The following is a 14,470-nucleotide window of genomic DNA, read 5'->3' on the forward strand; positions in this document are numbered from 1 at the left end:
CCACCCCTCCGCTCTCGATCTCGGCCGGACCCCGACTCTACCGACGGGCCTTGACGGCCCCCGCTACCCCACTTACGCTCACCCCGGTTCGCTCAACGCTACACATTGTGCGTTATCAGTAAAAGAGCCGGTCACTGGGAGGCGGAACAGCATGAGCACAGGGGCGTGCCCGATCGACCACGGAGCCGCGGCGGCCGGAAGGTGCCCGGTTTCGGCCCGGGCGAGCGCGTTCGACCCGTTCGGCGCCGAGTACCAGGCCGACCCGCCGGCCGCGGTGCGCTGGTCCCGGGACGAGGAGCCGGTGTTCTACAGCCCGTCGCTGGGCTACTGGGTCGTCACCCGGTACGACGACGTCAAGGCCGTTTTCCGCGACAACATCACGTTCTCGCCCTCGATCGCGCTCGAGAAGATCACGCCCGTCTCCGCGGAAGCCACCGCCACCCTCGCGAAGTACGGCTACGCGATGAACCGGACCCTGGTGAACGAGGACGAGCCCGAGCACATGCCGCGCCGCCGGGTCCTCATGGATCCGTTCACCCCGGAACAGCTCGTCCACCACGAGCCGGTGGTCCGGCGCCTCACACGGGAATACGTCGACCGCTTCATCGACGCCGGCAAGGCCGACCTCGTCGACGAGATGCTGTGGGAGGTCCCGCTCACCGTGGCGCTGCACTTCCTCGGCGTGCCCGAGGAGGACATGGCGACCCTGCGCAAGTACTCCATCGCGCACACCGTCAACACCTGGGGCAGGCCCTCACCGGAGGAGCAGGTCGCCGTCGCGGAGAACGTCGGCAAGTTCTGGCAGTACGCCGGTACGGTGCTGGACAAGCTGCGCAAGGACCCCTCCGGTCACGGCTGGATCCCGTACAGCATCCGCGCCCAGCGCGAGCACCCCGACGTCATCACCGACTCCTACCTGCACTCGATCATGATGGCCGGCATCGTCGCCGCCCACGAGACGACGGCGAACGCCGCCGCCAACGCCATCAAGCTCCTCCTGGAGAACCGCGAGGTGTGGGAGGAGATCTGCGCCGACCCGAGCCTGATCCCCAACGCCGTCGAGGAGTGCCTGCGGCACTCGGGTTCGGTCGCCGCGTGGCGCAGGCTGGTCACCCGGGACACCGTGGTCGGCGGGGTCCCGATCCCGCGCGGCGCCAAGCTGCTCATCGTGAACTCGTCGGCGAACCGCGACGAGCGGCACTTCGACAACGCCGACGAGGTCGACATCCGCCGGGACAACGCCACCGACCACCTGACCTTCGGCTACGGCAGCCACCAGTGCATGGGCAAGAACCTGGCGCGCATGGAACTCCAGGTGTTCCTCGAAGAGCTGACCCGCCGGCTCCCCCACCTGGACCTGGTGCCCGACCAGGAGTTCACCTACGTCCCCAACACCTCCTTCCGCGGCCCGGAACACCTGTGGGTGCAATGGGATCCGGCGGCCAACCCGGAGCGGGCCGACCCCTCGATCCGCGGGGCGCAGCGGCCGGTGCGCATCGGCGAGCCGTCGAAGCGGGGCGCCGGCCGTGCCGTGACCGTCGTGTCGGTCGGCCGCGCCGCCGACGAGGTCGTCGAGGTGACGTTGGCCGCGGCCAACGGCAAGCCCTTGCCGAAGTGGACACCGGGCGCGCACGTGGACCTCGAACTCGGCGACGTGTCCCGGCAGTACTCGCTGTGCGGCGACCCGGCCGACCTGAGCACCTACCGCATCGCGGTGCTGAAGGACCCGGACAGCCGCGGCGGTTCCCGATACGTGCACGAGAACCTGCGGCCGGGCAGCACCCTGCGGCTGCGTGGCCCGCGCAACCACTTCCGGCTCGACCCCGCCGCCCGCCACTACGTGTTCGTGGCCGGCGGGATCGGCATCACGCCGATCATCGCCATGGCCGACCACGTCAAGGCGTCCGGCGGCAGCTACGAACTGCACTACTGCGGCCGGAGCACCTCCGCGATGGCCCTGCTGGACCGGTGCCGGCGCGACCACGGCGACCGGCTGCACATCCACTGCACCGCGGCGGGGACCCGGCTCGACCTCGCGGCACTGCTCGCGAACCCGGCCGGGGACACCCAGATCTACGCCTGCGGCCCGGAACGGCTGCTCGACGCCCTCGCCGCGGCGAGCGCGCACTGGCCGGAGGACGCGCTGCACGTCGAACACTTCAGCACCACGCAGCAGGCCCTCGATCCCGCCGTCGAGCACTCCTTCGACGTCGACCTCGCCGACTCCGGCCTCACCGTGCGGGTCGCCGCGGACCAGACGGTGCTCGCCGCGTTGCGCGCCGCGGGCATCGACGTCCCCAGCGACTGCGAGGAGGGCTTGTGCGGCACGTGCGAGGCCGCGGTCCTCGACGGCGAGATCGACCACCGCGACGTGGTGCTGACCAGGTCCGAGCGGGCGGCGAACAGCAAGATGATGACCTGCTGCTCACGCGCCCGCGGCGACCGGATCAGCCTCCGGCTCTGACTCAACTCTCCCTTGTGGACATTCGAAAGGAACTGACAATGACGTCGACGGTGGATCACCGGGTCCGGTCCGCCACCAGCTTCCGGCGCGTGCTCGCCGGCGGCATGGCCGGGTCGGTGCTGGAGTGGTACGACTTCGCCATCTACGGCGTGCTCGCCGCGACGGTGCTCGGCCCGCTGTTCTTCCCCGGCAACAGCGGGGTCGTCCAGCTGCTCCTCGCCCTGGCCACCCAGGGTCTGGGCTTCGTCGCTCGCCCCCTCGGCGGTGTGGTGTTCGGGCACCTGGGCGACAAGTTCGGCCGCAAACCCATGCTGGTGGTGACGTTCCTCCTGCTCGGCACCTCGACCGCGGCGATCGGCGTGCTGCCGACCTACCACCAGGCCGGGCTCTGGGCGACCGTGCTGCTGGTGGTGCTGCGGATGACGCAGGGTTTCGCGCTGGGCGGCGAGTTCGGTGCGGCCGTGCTGATGGTGAGCGAGTACGGCGAACCGAAGCGGCGCGGTTTCTGGGCTTCCTGGCCGCAAGCCGGCGCGCCGCTGGGCACGGTGCTGGCGACCGTCGTGGTCACCGTCATCGGGCTGGCCTTCCCGGGTGACGCCTTCGACAGGTGGGGCTGGCGGGTGGCGTTCCTCGTCGCGATCCCGCTGCTGATCATCGGGTTCTGGATCCGGCGCAGCGTCGAGGAGTCGCCGGTGTTCCAGGCCGCCAAGGCCGGCGCGGAGCAGAAGGCCGCGGGGAAGAAGAAGTCCAGCGTGCTCGAAGCGCTGGCCCGGCCCCGTGCGGTCCTGCAGGGCCTGGGCATGCGGCTCGGCGAGAACATCGCGTTCTACATCTACACCGTTTTCGTCATCGCCTACGCCACGAGGTACTTCGGCTACGCGCGCGGCGACGTGGTGCTGGCCGTGACGTTCGCGTCGGTGTGCCAGTTCGCCGGGATGATCGGCGGCGGCGCCTGGTCCGACCGCGTCGGCCGCAAGATCGCGATGCTCGTGCCCGCCGTCGCGCTCGTGATCTGGGCGCCGGTGTTCTTCTGGATGGTGGGCACCTCCAGCGTGCCGATGCTGTGGCTCGGCGTGTGCGTGGGCGCGTTCTTCCACGGCATGCTCGCCGGTCCGGAGGCAGCGTGGATCACCGAGCTGTTCCCCACCCGCTACCGCTACGCGGGCTCGTCGCTGGTGTTCCAGGGTTCGTCGATCATCGCCGGTGCGCCCGCGCCGCTCATCGCGGTGTGGCTCATCGACAGCTTCGGCGTCGGCGCGGTGGTCGGCTACCTCGTGATCACGATGGCGATCACCGTGATCGCCCTGGTGACCAGCCGGGAAACCAAGGGCGTCGACCTCGACCGCGTCGGCTGAGCGGACCGGTGATGCCCGCGCCCGTGCTCACGGGGCGGGCATCACCGCAGGCTTCGAGGAGCAGTACCGGAACCGTACTGAATTCAGGTCCTCCTGATAGAGCGGGCCCATCGACGCGCGCTCCTCGCCAGCAGGCTGTGCCAGCCTGGGCACTCTCGCCCGTCACCCGGGGCGAAACCCACCCGAGGAACGTTGAGCGCGCTGTACGGCTACCGCGACCTGCGCACGGATGACAAGTGGTCCTTCTCGAACAACTGACATCGGGTCCCGATGAACAAGACCCCTGAGTCGCCTGCGCGACTCAGGGGTTTCCGTCCAGGCGATGGTGACATCGAGGTGGAGTACCGCTTCGCAAGTACTCTGGAGGCAGCAGGCCCGATCGAACTCGTTCCGGAGAACGAGCTCGGCGAGCGCCACGCTATTTCCCGCTCTCCGAACCCAAGCCCTGAGCGCGGTCAGGGGCGGGTTCCGGCGGCGAGGAACAAGGGAAGGGCCAGGAAGAGCCGCCCGCCCGCCGCGCGTCGCTGTTGTTCATCCAGCCACGCCGTGATCTCCTCCGGCGGGGCTGCCTCCGCCTGCAGTCCATGCTCAGCGAGGCCGGTCAGCACGGGGAGCATCGGTGCGTCGGTGAACACCGCGGTGTGGACTTCGACGGTGATCTGGGTGAACCCCTGGTCGAGCAGCAGGTTGCGGTAGCGCCGGGCCACTCTCGGGTTGGCGACGGACCGGGCACGGGACTGCACCAGGGTCCGGGTGAGATCAGGGTGGTCGGAGTCGATCACGAACGCTTCCCAGTCCTGGCCCAGCAAGACGATGCGCCCGCCGGGCGCGAGCACGCGCATCGCCTCGCGGAGTGCGGCGTCGGCGTCGGGCAGCTCGTGGAAGACCTTGTCGGCCCGGTACCCGGCGAACACGCCGTCGGGGAATGGCAACTCCCCGGCGGTCCCGGACACGAACTCCAGTCCCGGCCGGCGGTGCCGGGCCGCGGTCAGCATCGTCTCGCTGGGATCGACGCCAACGCACTCGGCGCCTCGCTCGGTCAGCTCGGCGACGGCGCGACCCGAGCCGCACCCGACGTCGACCATCCGGGCGCCGGGCGCGATGTGCAGCAGTTCGTAGGTGCGAGCCCGGAGTTCGGCTGCGCCGGGCAGGGCATCGGCCGCGTCGAGCACGGAGATCAGGCCGGCGATCGAGTCGGGATCGCTGGTGTGGGTGGACATGGCACCCAGGGTGCGACTAAATGCCGACATGAAGTCAAGCGCGACGACGATGAGCATCGGGGAGATCGCGGCCCGGTTCGGGTTGGCGGCACACGTGCTGCGCCACTGGGAGTCGATGGGCCTGGTCACGCCGGCCCGGCTGGGCGGTCGGCGTCGCTACGGCGCGAACGACCTCTACCGTGTCGCCGTGATCCTGCGCGCCAAGGAGGCCGGGCTCGGCCTGGACGAGATCCGGGAGATGATCACGACGTCCGATCCGGCGCAGCGCCGGGCCGTACTGCGGCGCCGGCGCGACGAACTCGCCGAACGCATCGCCCGCGCCCAGGCCTCGCTCGATCTGGTCGAGTGTGCCCTGGACTGCGAGCACGACGACTTCACCAGCTGCCGGCATTTCCAGGCCGTCGTGGCCGAACGCGGCACCCTGACGGCGACGACCGCCTCGGGCTAGACCTGGATCGCACATGATCAAACGGGGTTGCGCCGAGCTGGCCGAGGAGCATCCAGGATTCCGCACGACTCGGTTCACACCCCACGACTTCCGCCGGGTCTTCGCAACCGAGCGTGGTCAACAGCGGTCCGCCCATCCACATTGGTGCAGCCCTGCTCGGCCAGCTCAACATCCAAACCACCCGCGGCTACGTCCCCGTCTTCGACGAGGACATCGTCCGCGCCACATGGAGCTGGGATGGACCCCAGGCCAGGGGATGGAAGCGGCGTGACCTCTTCGGATTCGCGAGAGTGGTCAGGACGCCGTGCCCCCCATCTGCTCCCCGCAAATGCCGACGGCCCGCCGGCGAAGATCGTCGACAGGCCGTCTGAACAGCGAAAACAACCGGTGGGCGATACTGGGGTCGAACCAGTGACCTCTTCGGTGTGAACTATGTACGCCATACCGCGCTGACCTGCGGAAACATGGCTCCTGCAGGTCAGCGCGGCTCGTTCAGGTCCGTTGGGCCTCGTTCCGGCCGGTTCAGCGTGCAGTCCTGCTCCCATATTGCTCCCCATGGCGCTCCCCACTTGAGCATCTGACGCCACAACAACGTCGCCGGGACCGAAAAAGGCTTTCGACAGGGTCTCGCCGGCATCTCGACCCTCGGTGAGCAAGTTTCGAAAGCAGAACCGCTGCGCCACCACCCGCAACGCCTCGGGTCCCCTACCCATTGCCGCCCCACGGAGACAGCCGCAACGGTCCCAACCCAACCCCGCCCGGCTACCAATGCCTCAACCTGAACGGAGCACAAGAAGGCCCGCCACCGCATGCTTCAGCTACAGCCGATCCACCAGCGTGCCCGACGAGCTGGACAGAAATCAACCCAGTGCACTTGAGGTGCTGTGACTGGGGCCCGCCGCTACTCGAGCTCCTACGGGCTCACAGGACCGCACAACCCCATGGTGCGCTACCCCTTCTGACCTGCAGGTACGAAGGCATCCGGCTCCGGGCAGGTTCCCGTAATTGGGAATCAGGCGTCATGACGCAGGGGTAAGTCCTAGCGTGGATTGTCGACGCGGCAGAGAGCGCGCACGGGAGCGCAACAGCTTACGGCTTGAGAACCAGAGGGTGCATGTAACGCGAAGCTGTGTTCTGGAGACACACTTGATCAAGGCCCCATCAGTGATGGGAGCGCAACGCCACGGTTGAAGGAGCCTTCGCCTCGATGACCAACGAGCAAGGGCGCTGGAGGGTCGTGTCCAAAAAGACGGGGCACGTCCACTACGCCGACCTGTACCTGTCGCCGGAGCTCGACGGGTCCCCCATGGTTGACGACCACCATGAGCTCTCCGGTGCGGAGCAGCTCGACGAGTACGTGCGCTATGTCAAGGAGCGACACCTGGAGCAGTGGGAAGCCGATGCGGTGCCGATCTTCTGGGCGGTGCAGAGCAGGCAGAACAACGTCTTCGAGGCTGCGCCCAACCAGTCCTCGCGATACGGCACAAACAATCTGCTGACCTACTTCGAGTGGCCACATGACGATGAGGCCAACAAGGTTGACTGGTACAGCCTTCCCGTCGTCTTCGGGCGATTCCCTCGGTTCGCCGAGGAACTCGGCTGGGTTCCTGGCGCACTGCAGCCGACCGCACCTCTGCGCAGCATCATGGCCAGCAAACGAGGCGCGACCTCCTGAACGACCTAGTTCCATCAGGCGGACCCTCCTCCCACGCAGTCGTCAGCGGAGGGACGGGCCCCTGGCATCGTCATGTCCATCCGGACAAATCAACTGATCAGCACATCCGAAGGGTTAGAACCAAGATGCTCTACAGACTCAGACCTGCAGCAACGCTCGAGTGGGCCGACATACCGGCTCGCACGACGCTGGACCACGCTGCGGAGTTCAACAGTGACCTCGACGCTCTCACATGGGCACCAGCAGAAACGCGGGTCTTCAGTAACGATCTCCTTCGGATCGCAGTCCGTCATGGCGTCGCGACTGCCGCCGGCATCGTGCTCGACGCAGTGCACGCGGTCGACCTCGGACGAGGCGACGAGGTCCGGGTCACTCAACTGGCACTCGACGAGGCGAAAGAAAGGTTGCGGGAAACCACCGGGCCCCTGTTGGAGCGCGTCATGCCCGGATGGACCGAGAACGACAAGGCGCTCGACGATCGTCACCGAGAAAGCATGGAGAGCAGCATCGAAGAGTTTGAAGAGGACCTAGCCGAGGTCCTCGCCGCTCCCGTGCAGGAAGAGCTGCTCGACCATTGGCTTCAGCTAGGTGGGCGTCCGCCTGCTGAACCCCAGTAGTTAGACGTCGTTACTGAGATCACTTGGGGGCAGCGATGCCAACTCCTGCTGTCCCTGAGTAACGCTCGATAGAAGTCGCCGCCGACGACGCACAGGCCAGGCTTCCGCACCGCCGAGGCCAACCGCGAGGAGTAACGTCGGCTGGGTGCCTGCTGGCCGTGCTCTGCTCCGACGCTGAGTACCCGTGACACGACCGTCCGGGCGCGTCACGGCCTGACTTCTCGCCCCTACGGGCCCTACACCAGCCACGGTAGCGGGCGCTGCCGTTCCTCTGCACGGGGAGACCAGTCAGCCCTCGGGTGACGTTTCCGCGTCTGCGAGCAGTGCGCGCAGCACCTCCACCGACACGGGACCCTCCCACATGCCGATCCGGCCGTTGTGGTGGAGCAGCACGGGCGGGTGGTCGGGAGGTAGCTCGCAGACGACCCCGTTGTGGCGCTCGTTCAGCTCCGGAAACCGTGGGCGCCCGCGCAGGACGCGCCGCCGCAACGACAGTCGCAGCTGGCGCGATGTCGAACCACCGCCGCAACTAGTGATGTCGACACTTTGCCGCCTGTCGCCTACAACACCAGCTGCTGCCCAGCAGGATCGCCCTTGACCGCACGGTGGGCCTGCACCGCGATTTCCTTGACGAACCAGGACTCAAGTCGCAGTCCGTCGCTGTGCGCGAGCAGCCATTCGTCGGCGAAACGCTGACGCGCCAAGGCGGTGGACACCTGACGGAAGGCCGGGTCCGCCGCGAGCAGGGCGGCCAGCTCAGCCGTGCGCGGCTTGAGTGCCCCGATACAGGTGACGAGCTCGGTGCGCAGAAGTTCCTCGGCACGGCGCACGACGCTGCCTGCTTGCCAACCGGACTTCACGCTGAGCTCGGCCATCTCCGGCAGTTGCTCCGCGGCGGTGTTCCGGTCCGCCCTCCGGCCGGCGCGACGAAACTCGGGCAACGCCGCGACGCGCTGCGCCAGCGCCTCGCTGTCCTCCGGGCTGAGCCGGTCGGGATCCTGGTAGGACACGGGCGGCAGGTACCTGCCCGCGCCCTGCCCGGCGGTGGTGATGGCGTCCAGGAGGAAGTGCCACGGCGCGGCCGTTTCCCACACGTGCAGTACACCTTGGTGCGCGAAGCCGAGCTCGACCAGACTCGTCCAGCCCTCCGCACGCCGTAAGGCCTGCAGAAACTGGTCTCGCTCGGGGCACGTGTCCGGCAGGCCCGCCCCCTCTACCGCCGTCTCGACGGACTCGCGGTCAACCAGGTCCCGGTTCAGGTAAAGCAGTCCGGCCTTGACCGCGCCAGCAGCGGCGACCACGTCCTGTGCCGTCATCGCCTCGGCGTCGAAGGTCACCACGATGTCGCTGTCGACCCTGGCCGGCAGCGTACGCAGGCCAAGCTGGCTTGCGTTCTCCATGACCTGCGAGACCAACGTCTTCAGCGCGTCACCGTCAGACTTCCGCAGCGCCGCGGCCGCATCGGCAAGATCTTCAAGGTTCATGGCTGATGCATATAGCAGGCCCCACCGACAGAAATGTCGTCATCGTGCGACTGGCCCGGCCGACGTTCATCACATCGGGTCTAACAGGACGTGGCGGATGGGCTCAGCGGCGCGCCGCTGCCCCTATATCGCACCATCTGTCCCGGTGACGTACCCCGACCGATGGCCCAAAGCCCAGGGCCGACTTGACCGCGTTCTCAACAGCGCAGGAACGGCAGCCAGAACTCCTCGGACCTGAACGCGGGCAACACCACGAGCCTCCTTTCACCAAGCGGAGCCGGGGCCGGGAAAGGCCGTCGGCCTCGCTCCGACACGATCCACTAGTCAACGGTCACCTGGACCGGCTGCGGCCGCCGGCCGACCAGGGCCGTCGGGAACGCGATGACGGCGCACGCGACCAGCAGCACGACGACCCAGACCACCGAATCGGTCCCGGCCACGATGGACGCCGCAATCAGCGGAGTCAGGCCGGCCAGCACCTCGGCCAGGATGTAAGACAGGGGCGCCCGTGTAGCTAACATCGGCCGGGAAGAGGGTGGTCAGCACGTCCCCTCGGGAGGCCTCCATGCCGCCCGTGAAGATCAAGACGACTGTGAACCCGATCGGCGCGCCCACCCGGTGCCGGTGCCCAGCGGGGAACAGCGGGATGATGATCGGAACCTGCGTCAGCGCCAAACCGATCAGCACCCACCGCCGGCTCCGGTCGGTGAACCGCGCGACGAGCAGTTGCGCACAAACGGCGAGCACGTAGGCGATGTTGAGTGCGATCAATGCAGTCGTGCGCTTCATCCCGTCGGTGTTGATCGCTTAGTTAACGCCATAGAGCGAGCGGACGTAGTCCGTCGCGGCGGTGGTGAGCACGCACATCACCTCTGGACGATGCTGAGCGGGTGTTTGGTCCGGACCCGACCAGCGGCACCTTGACCGGCCGATGCTGATCACGAAGCGAATCCGCACCCCACGAGTCGAAGTGGTCAACAGTCAGGGTCGACAAGAGCGCGAAGGCGGGGCTGCCCAGACTTCGGTTGACACCGGGGTTGGCTGGTTTCAGGTCGCCGTTGTGAACGTGTAGCTGGTCTCAACTCGACGGGGGTGACGTCTTCACGTGCTCAGGCTCTAACGGCGGCACGAATCAGGCGAATGAACTACTATCATCTCGAAGGACAACCGTAATCGCCTGATAGTCAAGCTCGACACACCAGCCTTCTGTGACGTGAAATTGGTGACGCGAGGTGGCACAATATTGCGATGTGTATGAGTTGACGCGGGTCCGGTTGCGCTCAGTGGGACCATCGGGAGCACGATTCGACGACGTGATCATGGACCTATCCAAGCGTTGGGACGACGGGGCCGAGCCTGAGGGGCAGGTATCTGAGTCTGACGACGAGATGCGGACCGGCCCTGCCCGCTCAACGGTGATCTTAGGTGAGAACGGAGCGGGGAAGTCGACTCTGTTGCGCTTGATTTCAGCGGTCCTCGCACGGTCGCATCCCGAACGGGACACACCTGCGGTGCGGTCCGTCGCGACTCAGGATATAGGTCATATTGCACTGGAATGGCGACACGTCCAGACAGGGATCCCGCTCATTACGGGACGTGTAGTGCGTTCACATTCCGACGCAGCCCCAGGGATCTCCATTGGCTGGTACTCGTTTCAGCCGAGCGAAACGGTGGGGCTCGACACCTTGCCCTTCGATCACGGAGACTTGCCAGAAAAGGCCTTGTCGTTCCGTCAACGGCTACACGCCACACTTCAGTCATACACCGGCTTGACTTGGGCCCGTTCCCACACGGAGTGGGAGGAGCACCTACGCGGTCTCGGGTTCAACGTGCGTTGGTTGCAGTGGATGGCCGACCATCTGGTCCAGCAGCGCACACCACGAGATTGGACTGACGAACGGTTCTTCGCCTTTGTCCTTCGCGAGGCGGTCCCCGACGAACTCTTGGCGCGCCTGGACGTGCTCAGGGAAGACTACATGTACCTGCGAAACTCGCCGGAGGCCACAGACGCATTACTACAGTCTAGGAAGCAGCCAATGGTCGAGTTGCTCAACAGCATAATTGACGATGCATTGGCGGCCATAGGCGAGATGCAACGGTTATCTCGTTTGCCGGACACTATTCAGTACGGGCTCGGCGGACATGAGTTCCTCCAGATCACCTGTCGACGCCGCGACGGGGAGCAACATGCCGATCGACTGGCCACCGTCCTCGATGACGACCGTCCATGATGTCGCGAGTGACTCGCCGCTGGCACAGTTCCGCTGCTTCGCTGATGCCGACGTGAGGAACGTCATGCGGTCGTTGCACGAACGTCGCAACCAGAAGTCCCACCGGCGAGGCCCGGCCGCCCACGAAATGGACGACGCTGTCATGGAGACGCGAAAGCAACTAGAGGAGGTCCTCAGCCGCGTCGAATGGCTCGTCGACTATCCCCTCCGTCACATTGACTTCTGCCATTGGGACAGCTTCACCAAGACCTCGCAAATCGCCTACCGCGAGCTCATGGGGGACCACAACATTGTCTCTCCGACTGAGGAGCACGTTCCGAACATGTTGGAAACCGGAAGTGCGTACATCACGGATTCCTACGGTCACTACAGTCTTCTTCGCCCGTTCCTCCTCACCGAGCCCTGCCCGCAGTGCGGTCAACTGACCGTCTTCGTCATCGACCAGTGGAATGCAACAACACAGGAAGCCGACTACCTGGCTCTAGACCACACACACAAGATAACGGTCACCGGCGTGCAAGCCTCTTTGCGGCAGGTCGGGCTCTTGTAAACCGGTGGGCGGGCAAGTGTGTCGCAGGGAGTAACGGAGGGGCGGGCTGCGGACCTCAGGGCGTGAAGTCGGACCGACCTGATAATTACCCGTTGGGCCCCATCGACGGACTCTGCTCAATTGGCTGAGCCCCACGGCTGGCTCGTCTGTTTGCGCCCGAAGCACTAAGTGCTCGTGCTCTCTACGCACCTCCATCGCTCGGTTCACGGCTTCTGACCTGCGGTTTGCCGCCGTTGAGGTGCGTTGAGCACACTTGGAGGAACCCTTATGTGTGAAGAATGTACGCAATACCGCGTTGACCTGCAGATTTGTGACTTCTGCAGGTCAACGCGGGTTCTTTCAAGCTGGTTGGGGTCCGTTCAGCGCCGTTCAGCATGCAGTGCTGCTCCCACCATGCTCCCCATGGTGCTCCCCATTCGACGTTGGACGATGCGCCGCGTCCAGAACGGTCGCCCGGTCCGACTCTGCCAACCGGGTGGTTGATCATCGTTCTGGCCTCGGCAAGGGACTGATGAGCCAAACTGTGGCCCATGGTCGACCCCCGAGTCCAGGTAGTGCCCCTCGCACCCGACGACGAAGACGGCTACCAGGAGGTAGTCGATCTCGGTGACCGTTTCAGTGACCGCGGCTGGAACTCGGGCCGCCGAAGACCCCTGCCAGCGTCCGCACCATTCACCTGCCGCCATTCCTGGCCGGCCTGCTGAGGGACCACCGGGAACGCAACCCCGACGCACGGTTCGTGTTCACCGGAGCCAACGGCGGCCTCCACCGCCGGTCCAACTTCCGCCGACGCGTCTGGATGCCCGCCCTGGCCGGCGACGAGAGCCGCGGGTGGACGCCACTCAATCAGGGAATACACTTCCATGACCTACGTCACACCCACGAGACGTGGTTGATCGAAGACGGTGTCCCGCGCATCCTCCGGCTGGTGCGCCTGGGACACAAGCGCAAGGACACCGACGACCTGTACTCCCACGTGACTGACGTCATGGTCGAGTCGATGCTGGCCGCCTGCAGCGACGCTGGGAGCAGGACGGTGGATGGCGCTGGGACGAAAACCCAGCTCAGGAGCAGGCTGCGGCGTGACCTCTTCGGATTCGCGAAGGTGGTCGGGACGCCGTGCCCCCCATCTGCTCCCCGCAAATGCCGACGGCCTGCCGGCGAAGATCGTCGACAGGCCGTCTGAACAGCGAAAACAACCGGTGGGCGATACTGGGATCGAACCAGTGACCTCTTCGGTGTGAACGAAGCGCTCTCCCCCTGAGCTAATCGCCCGGTGTAGCCGCAATCGTACCGGATGCTCGCCGGGCGAGGTGCAGCTACCCCAGCCGCCGGTGCACGCGGTCGTGCGCGGCCTTCGCCTCCATCGCGAGCCGGGCCACGATCTCGGCCGCCGGGCCGGCTGTGGTGACCGAGTAGGTCTGCCCGCCCCACAGGTTCACGCCCTCCGGGTCGCCAGCCCGGTGCGCGGCCGCCCGCACCGGTTTCGTCAGGTGGTGCACCTCCGGGTAGGCCGACGGCGCATACGGCGAATGCTCGGTGAGGAACCGGTTGACCAGGCCCCGCGCGGGGCGGCCGCTGAAGGCGCGGGTGATCGCCGTGACGCGCCCGCCCTCAGCCAGGGCGCGGCGGTGCGCGGGCTGCGTGCCGGCTTCGTCGGCGCGCAGGAAGGCGGTGCCCAGCTGTGCCGCGTCGGCCCCGGCGGCCAGCACCGCGGCCACATCCGCCCCGTGCACGATCCCGCCTGCCGCGATCAGCGGCAGGTCCACCGCGGAACCGACGAGCCGCAGCAGCGCCAGCAGGCCGTAGACCTCTCCCCCGGCCGGGTTCGCCGGGTCGTCCGCGAACAGACCCCGGTGCGCGCCCGCCTCGAAACCCTGCACGCACAGCGCGTCGGCGCCGATCTCGGCCGCTCGCACGGCCTCCTCCGGGGTGGTCACGGTCGCGATCACCCGTGACCCGGCCTCGTGCAGGCGCTGGACGTCCGCTGTGGACGGCAGCCCGAAGGTGAACGACACGAACGGGATGTCCAGCCCCGCCACCAGATCGACCTTCGCCGGGTAGTCGTCGTCCTCCCAGCGCGGTTCACCCGGCTCGGACTCGTAGTGCCGGGCCTCCTCCTCGATCCGCCGCACGTAGGGCGCGAGATCCGCCTCGGATTCCCGCCCGGGCACGAACAGGTTGACCCCGAACGGCCGGCCGGTCAGCTCCCGGGTCTTCGCGATCCGGTCACCGAGCGCCTCCGCGCTCAAGTACCCGGCGGCGAGGAAGCCGGACCCGCCGGCGTCGGCCACCGCGGCGACGAGTTCGGGCGTGGTGGGACCTCCGGCCATAGGCGCTACGAGGACGGGGACGCGCAGCTCTTCGAACATGACCCCACTCTAGGTTTTCCGGCGGCACGTGACCTGGAGGGCGGCTAGGTTGAC

12 protein-coding genes, 1 tRNA gene and 1 pseudogene are annotated in these 14,470 nt (G+C 66.9%); 9 read left to right on the forward strand and 5 right to left on the reverse strand.

The features are described from left to right. Positions 1-151: 151 nt before the first annotated feature. Together FHX45_RS07900 and FHX45_RS07905 are read left to right on the forward strand one after the other, a co-directional pair. On the forward strand, positions 152-2,464 hold the full coding sequence (locus FHX45_RS07900) for a cytochrome P450/oxidoreductase (RefSeq protein WP_167098081.1): 2,313 nt from the start codon (positions 152-154) through the stop codon (positions 2,462-2,464). Between the two features lie 38 nt (positions 2,465-2,502). Next, positions 2,503-3,819: an MFS transporter gene (locus FHX45_RS07905; RefSeq protein ID WP_167098084.1), complete on the forward strand. Its 1,317-nt coding sequence runs from the start codon at positions 2,503-2,505 to the stop codon at positions 3,817-3,819. A 455-nt stretch (positions 3,820-4,274) separates the two neighbouring features. Here FHX45_RS07905 and FHX45_RS07910 read toward each other — a convergent pair whose 3' ends face one another. Next, positions 4,275-5,039, reverse strand: a complete 765-nt coding sequence (locus tag FHX45_RS07910) for a methyltransferase domain-containing protein (protein WP_167098087.1) — start codon at positions 5,037-5,039, stop codon at positions 4,275-4,277. Between the two features lie 28 nt (positions 5,040-5,067). Between FHX45_RS07910 and FHX45_RS07915 the strand changes: the two genes are divergently transcribed. The 3 genes from FHX45_RS07915 to FHX45_RS07930 all read left to right on the forward strand — a co-directional run bounded on the left by FHX45_RS07915 (position 5,068) and on the right by FHX45_RS07930 (position 7,779). After that, positions 5,068-5,487, forward strand: coding sequence for a MerR family transcriptional regulator (locus tag FHX45_RS07915; RefSeq protein ID WP_167098090.1), 420 nt, complete (start codon positions 5,068-5,070; stop codon positions 5,485-5,487). Positions 5,488-6,694: 1,207 nt separating this feature from the next. After that, the gene (locus tag FHX45_RS07925; protein ID WP_167098093.1) at positions 6,695-7,162 is read left to right on the forward strand and encodes a hypothetical protein; all 468 of its coding nucleotides are present in this window, start codon (positions 6,695-6,697) and stop codon (positions 7,160-7,162) included. A 125-nt stretch (positions 7,163-7,287) separates the two neighbouring features. Then, the gene (locus FHX45_RS07930; protein WP_167098096.1) at positions 7,288-7,779 is read left to right on the forward strand and encodes a hypothetical protein; all 492 of its coding nucleotides are present in this window, start codon (positions 7,288-7,290) and stop codon (positions 7,777-7,779) included. A gap of 560 nt (positions 7,780-8,339) precedes the next feature. Here the strand turns inward: FHX45_RS07930 and FHX45_RS07935 are convergent. Together FHX45_RS07935 and FHX45_RS07940 are read right to left on the reverse strand one after the other, a co-directional pair. Continuing rightward, positions 8,340-9,263 carry a hypothetical protein gene (locus tag FHX45_RS07935; protein WP_167098099.1) on the reverse strand — a complete coding sequence of 308 codons (924 nt, stop codon included), beginning with the start codon at positions 9,261-9,263 and terminating at the stop codon, positions 8,340-8,342. A 320-nt stretch (positions 9,264-9,583) separates the two neighbouring features. Further along, complete coding sequence (locus FHX45_RS07940; protein WP_167098102.1) at positions 9,584-9,784, reverse strand: hypothetical protein; 201 nt, start codon at positions 9,782-9,784, stop codon at positions 9,584-9,586. Between the two features lie 867 nt (positions 9,785-10,651). Between FHX45_RS07940 and FHX45_RS28715 the strand changes: the two are divergent. The 4 genes and pseudogenes from FHX45_RS28715 to FHX45_RS28720 form a co-directional block, all read left to right on the forward strand. After that, positions 10,652-10,732: pseudogene (locus FHX45_RS28715) on the forward strand (ATP-binding cassette domain-containing protein); the annotation flags it as partial. Positions 10,733-11,110: 378 nt separating this feature from the next. Next, complete coding sequence (locus FHX45_RS27980) at positions 11,111-11,494, forward strand: hypothetical protein (protein WP_243868956.1); 384 nt, start codon at positions 11,111-11,113, stop codon at positions 11,492-11,494. Then, complete coding sequence (locus FHX45_RS07950) at positions 11,451-12,044, forward strand: hypothetical protein (protein ID WP_167098109.1); 594 nt, start codon at positions 11,451-11,453, stop codon at positions 12,042-12,044. The genes FHX45_RS27980 and FHX45_RS07950 overlap by 44 nt, the downstream gene beginning before the upstream one ends. 700 nt (positions 12,045-12,744) lie before the next feature. Then, entirely contained in the window at positions 12,745-13,230 is a 486-nt protein-coding gene (locus FHX45_RS28720; RefSeq protein WP_424923832.1) for a tyrosine-type recombinase/integrase, read from the forward strand. Between the two features lie 17 nt (positions 13,231-13,247). Here FHX45_RS28720 and FHX45_RS07960 read toward each other — a convergent pair. Beyond that, positions 13,248-13,319: transfer RNA gene (locus FHX45_RS07960), tRNA-Val, on the reverse strand. Between the two features lie 44 nt (positions 13,320-13,363). Next, positions 13,364-14,416, reverse strand: coding sequence for a nitronate monooxygenase (locus FHX45_RS07965; protein ID WP_167098112.1), 1,053 nt, complete (start codon positions 14,414-14,416; stop codon positions 13,364-13,366). Positions 14,417-14,470 lie beyond the last annotated feature (54 nt).

This window comes from Amycolatopsis granulosa, assembly GCF_011758745.1.
Lineage (GTDB): Bacteria > Actinomycetota > Actinomycetes > Mycobacteriales > Pseudonocardiaceae > Amycolatopsis_E > Amycolatopsis_E granulosa.

Bases quoted from the DNA above. Each gene is read 5' to 3' on its own strand.
- FHX45_RS07900 (WP_167098081.1), top strand. From the start codon at position 152: ATGAGCACAGGGGCGTGCCCGATCGACCACGGAGCCGCGGCGGCCGGA.
- FHX45_RS07905 (WP_167098084.1), top strand. From the start codon at position 2,503: ATGACGTCGACGGTGGATCACCGGGTCCGGTCCGCCACCAGCTTCCGG.
- FHX45_RS07910 (WP_167098087.1), bottom strand. From the start codon at position 5,039: ATGTCCACCCACACCAGCGATCCCGACTCGATCGCCGGCCTGATCTCC.
- FHX45_RS07915 (WP_167098090.1), top strand. From the start codon at position 5,068: ATGAAGTCAAGCGCGACGACGATGAGCATCGGGGAGATCGCGGCCCGG.
- FHX45_RS07925 (WP_167098093.1), top strand. From the start codon at position 6,695: ATGACCAACGAGCAAGGGCGCTGGAGGGTCGTGTCCAAAAAGACGGGG.
- FHX45_RS07930 (WP_167098096.1), top strand. From the start codon at position 7,288: ATGCTCTACAGACTCAGACCTGCAGCAACGCTCGAGTGGGCCGACATA.
- FHX45_RS07935 (WP_167098099.1), bottom strand. From the start codon at position 9,263: ATGAACCTTGAAGATCTTGCCGATGCGGCCGCGGCGCTGCGGAAGTCT.
- FHX45_RS07940 (WP_167098102.1), bottom strand. From the start codon at position 9,784: ATGTTAGCTACACGGGCGCCCCTGTCTTACATCCTGGCCGAGGTGCTG.
- FHX45_RS27980 (WP_243868956.1), top strand. From the start codon at position 11,111: ATGGCCGACCATCTGGTCCAGCAGCGCACACCACGAGATTGGACTGAC.
- FHX45_RS07950 (WP_167098109.1), top strand. From the start codon at position 11,451: ATGCCGATCGACTGGCCACCGTCCTCGATGACGACCGTCCATGATGTC.
- FHX45_RS07965 (WP_167098112.1), bottom strand. From the start codon at position 14,416: ATGTTCGAAGAGCTGCGCGTCCCCGTCCTCGTAGCGCCTATGGCCGGA.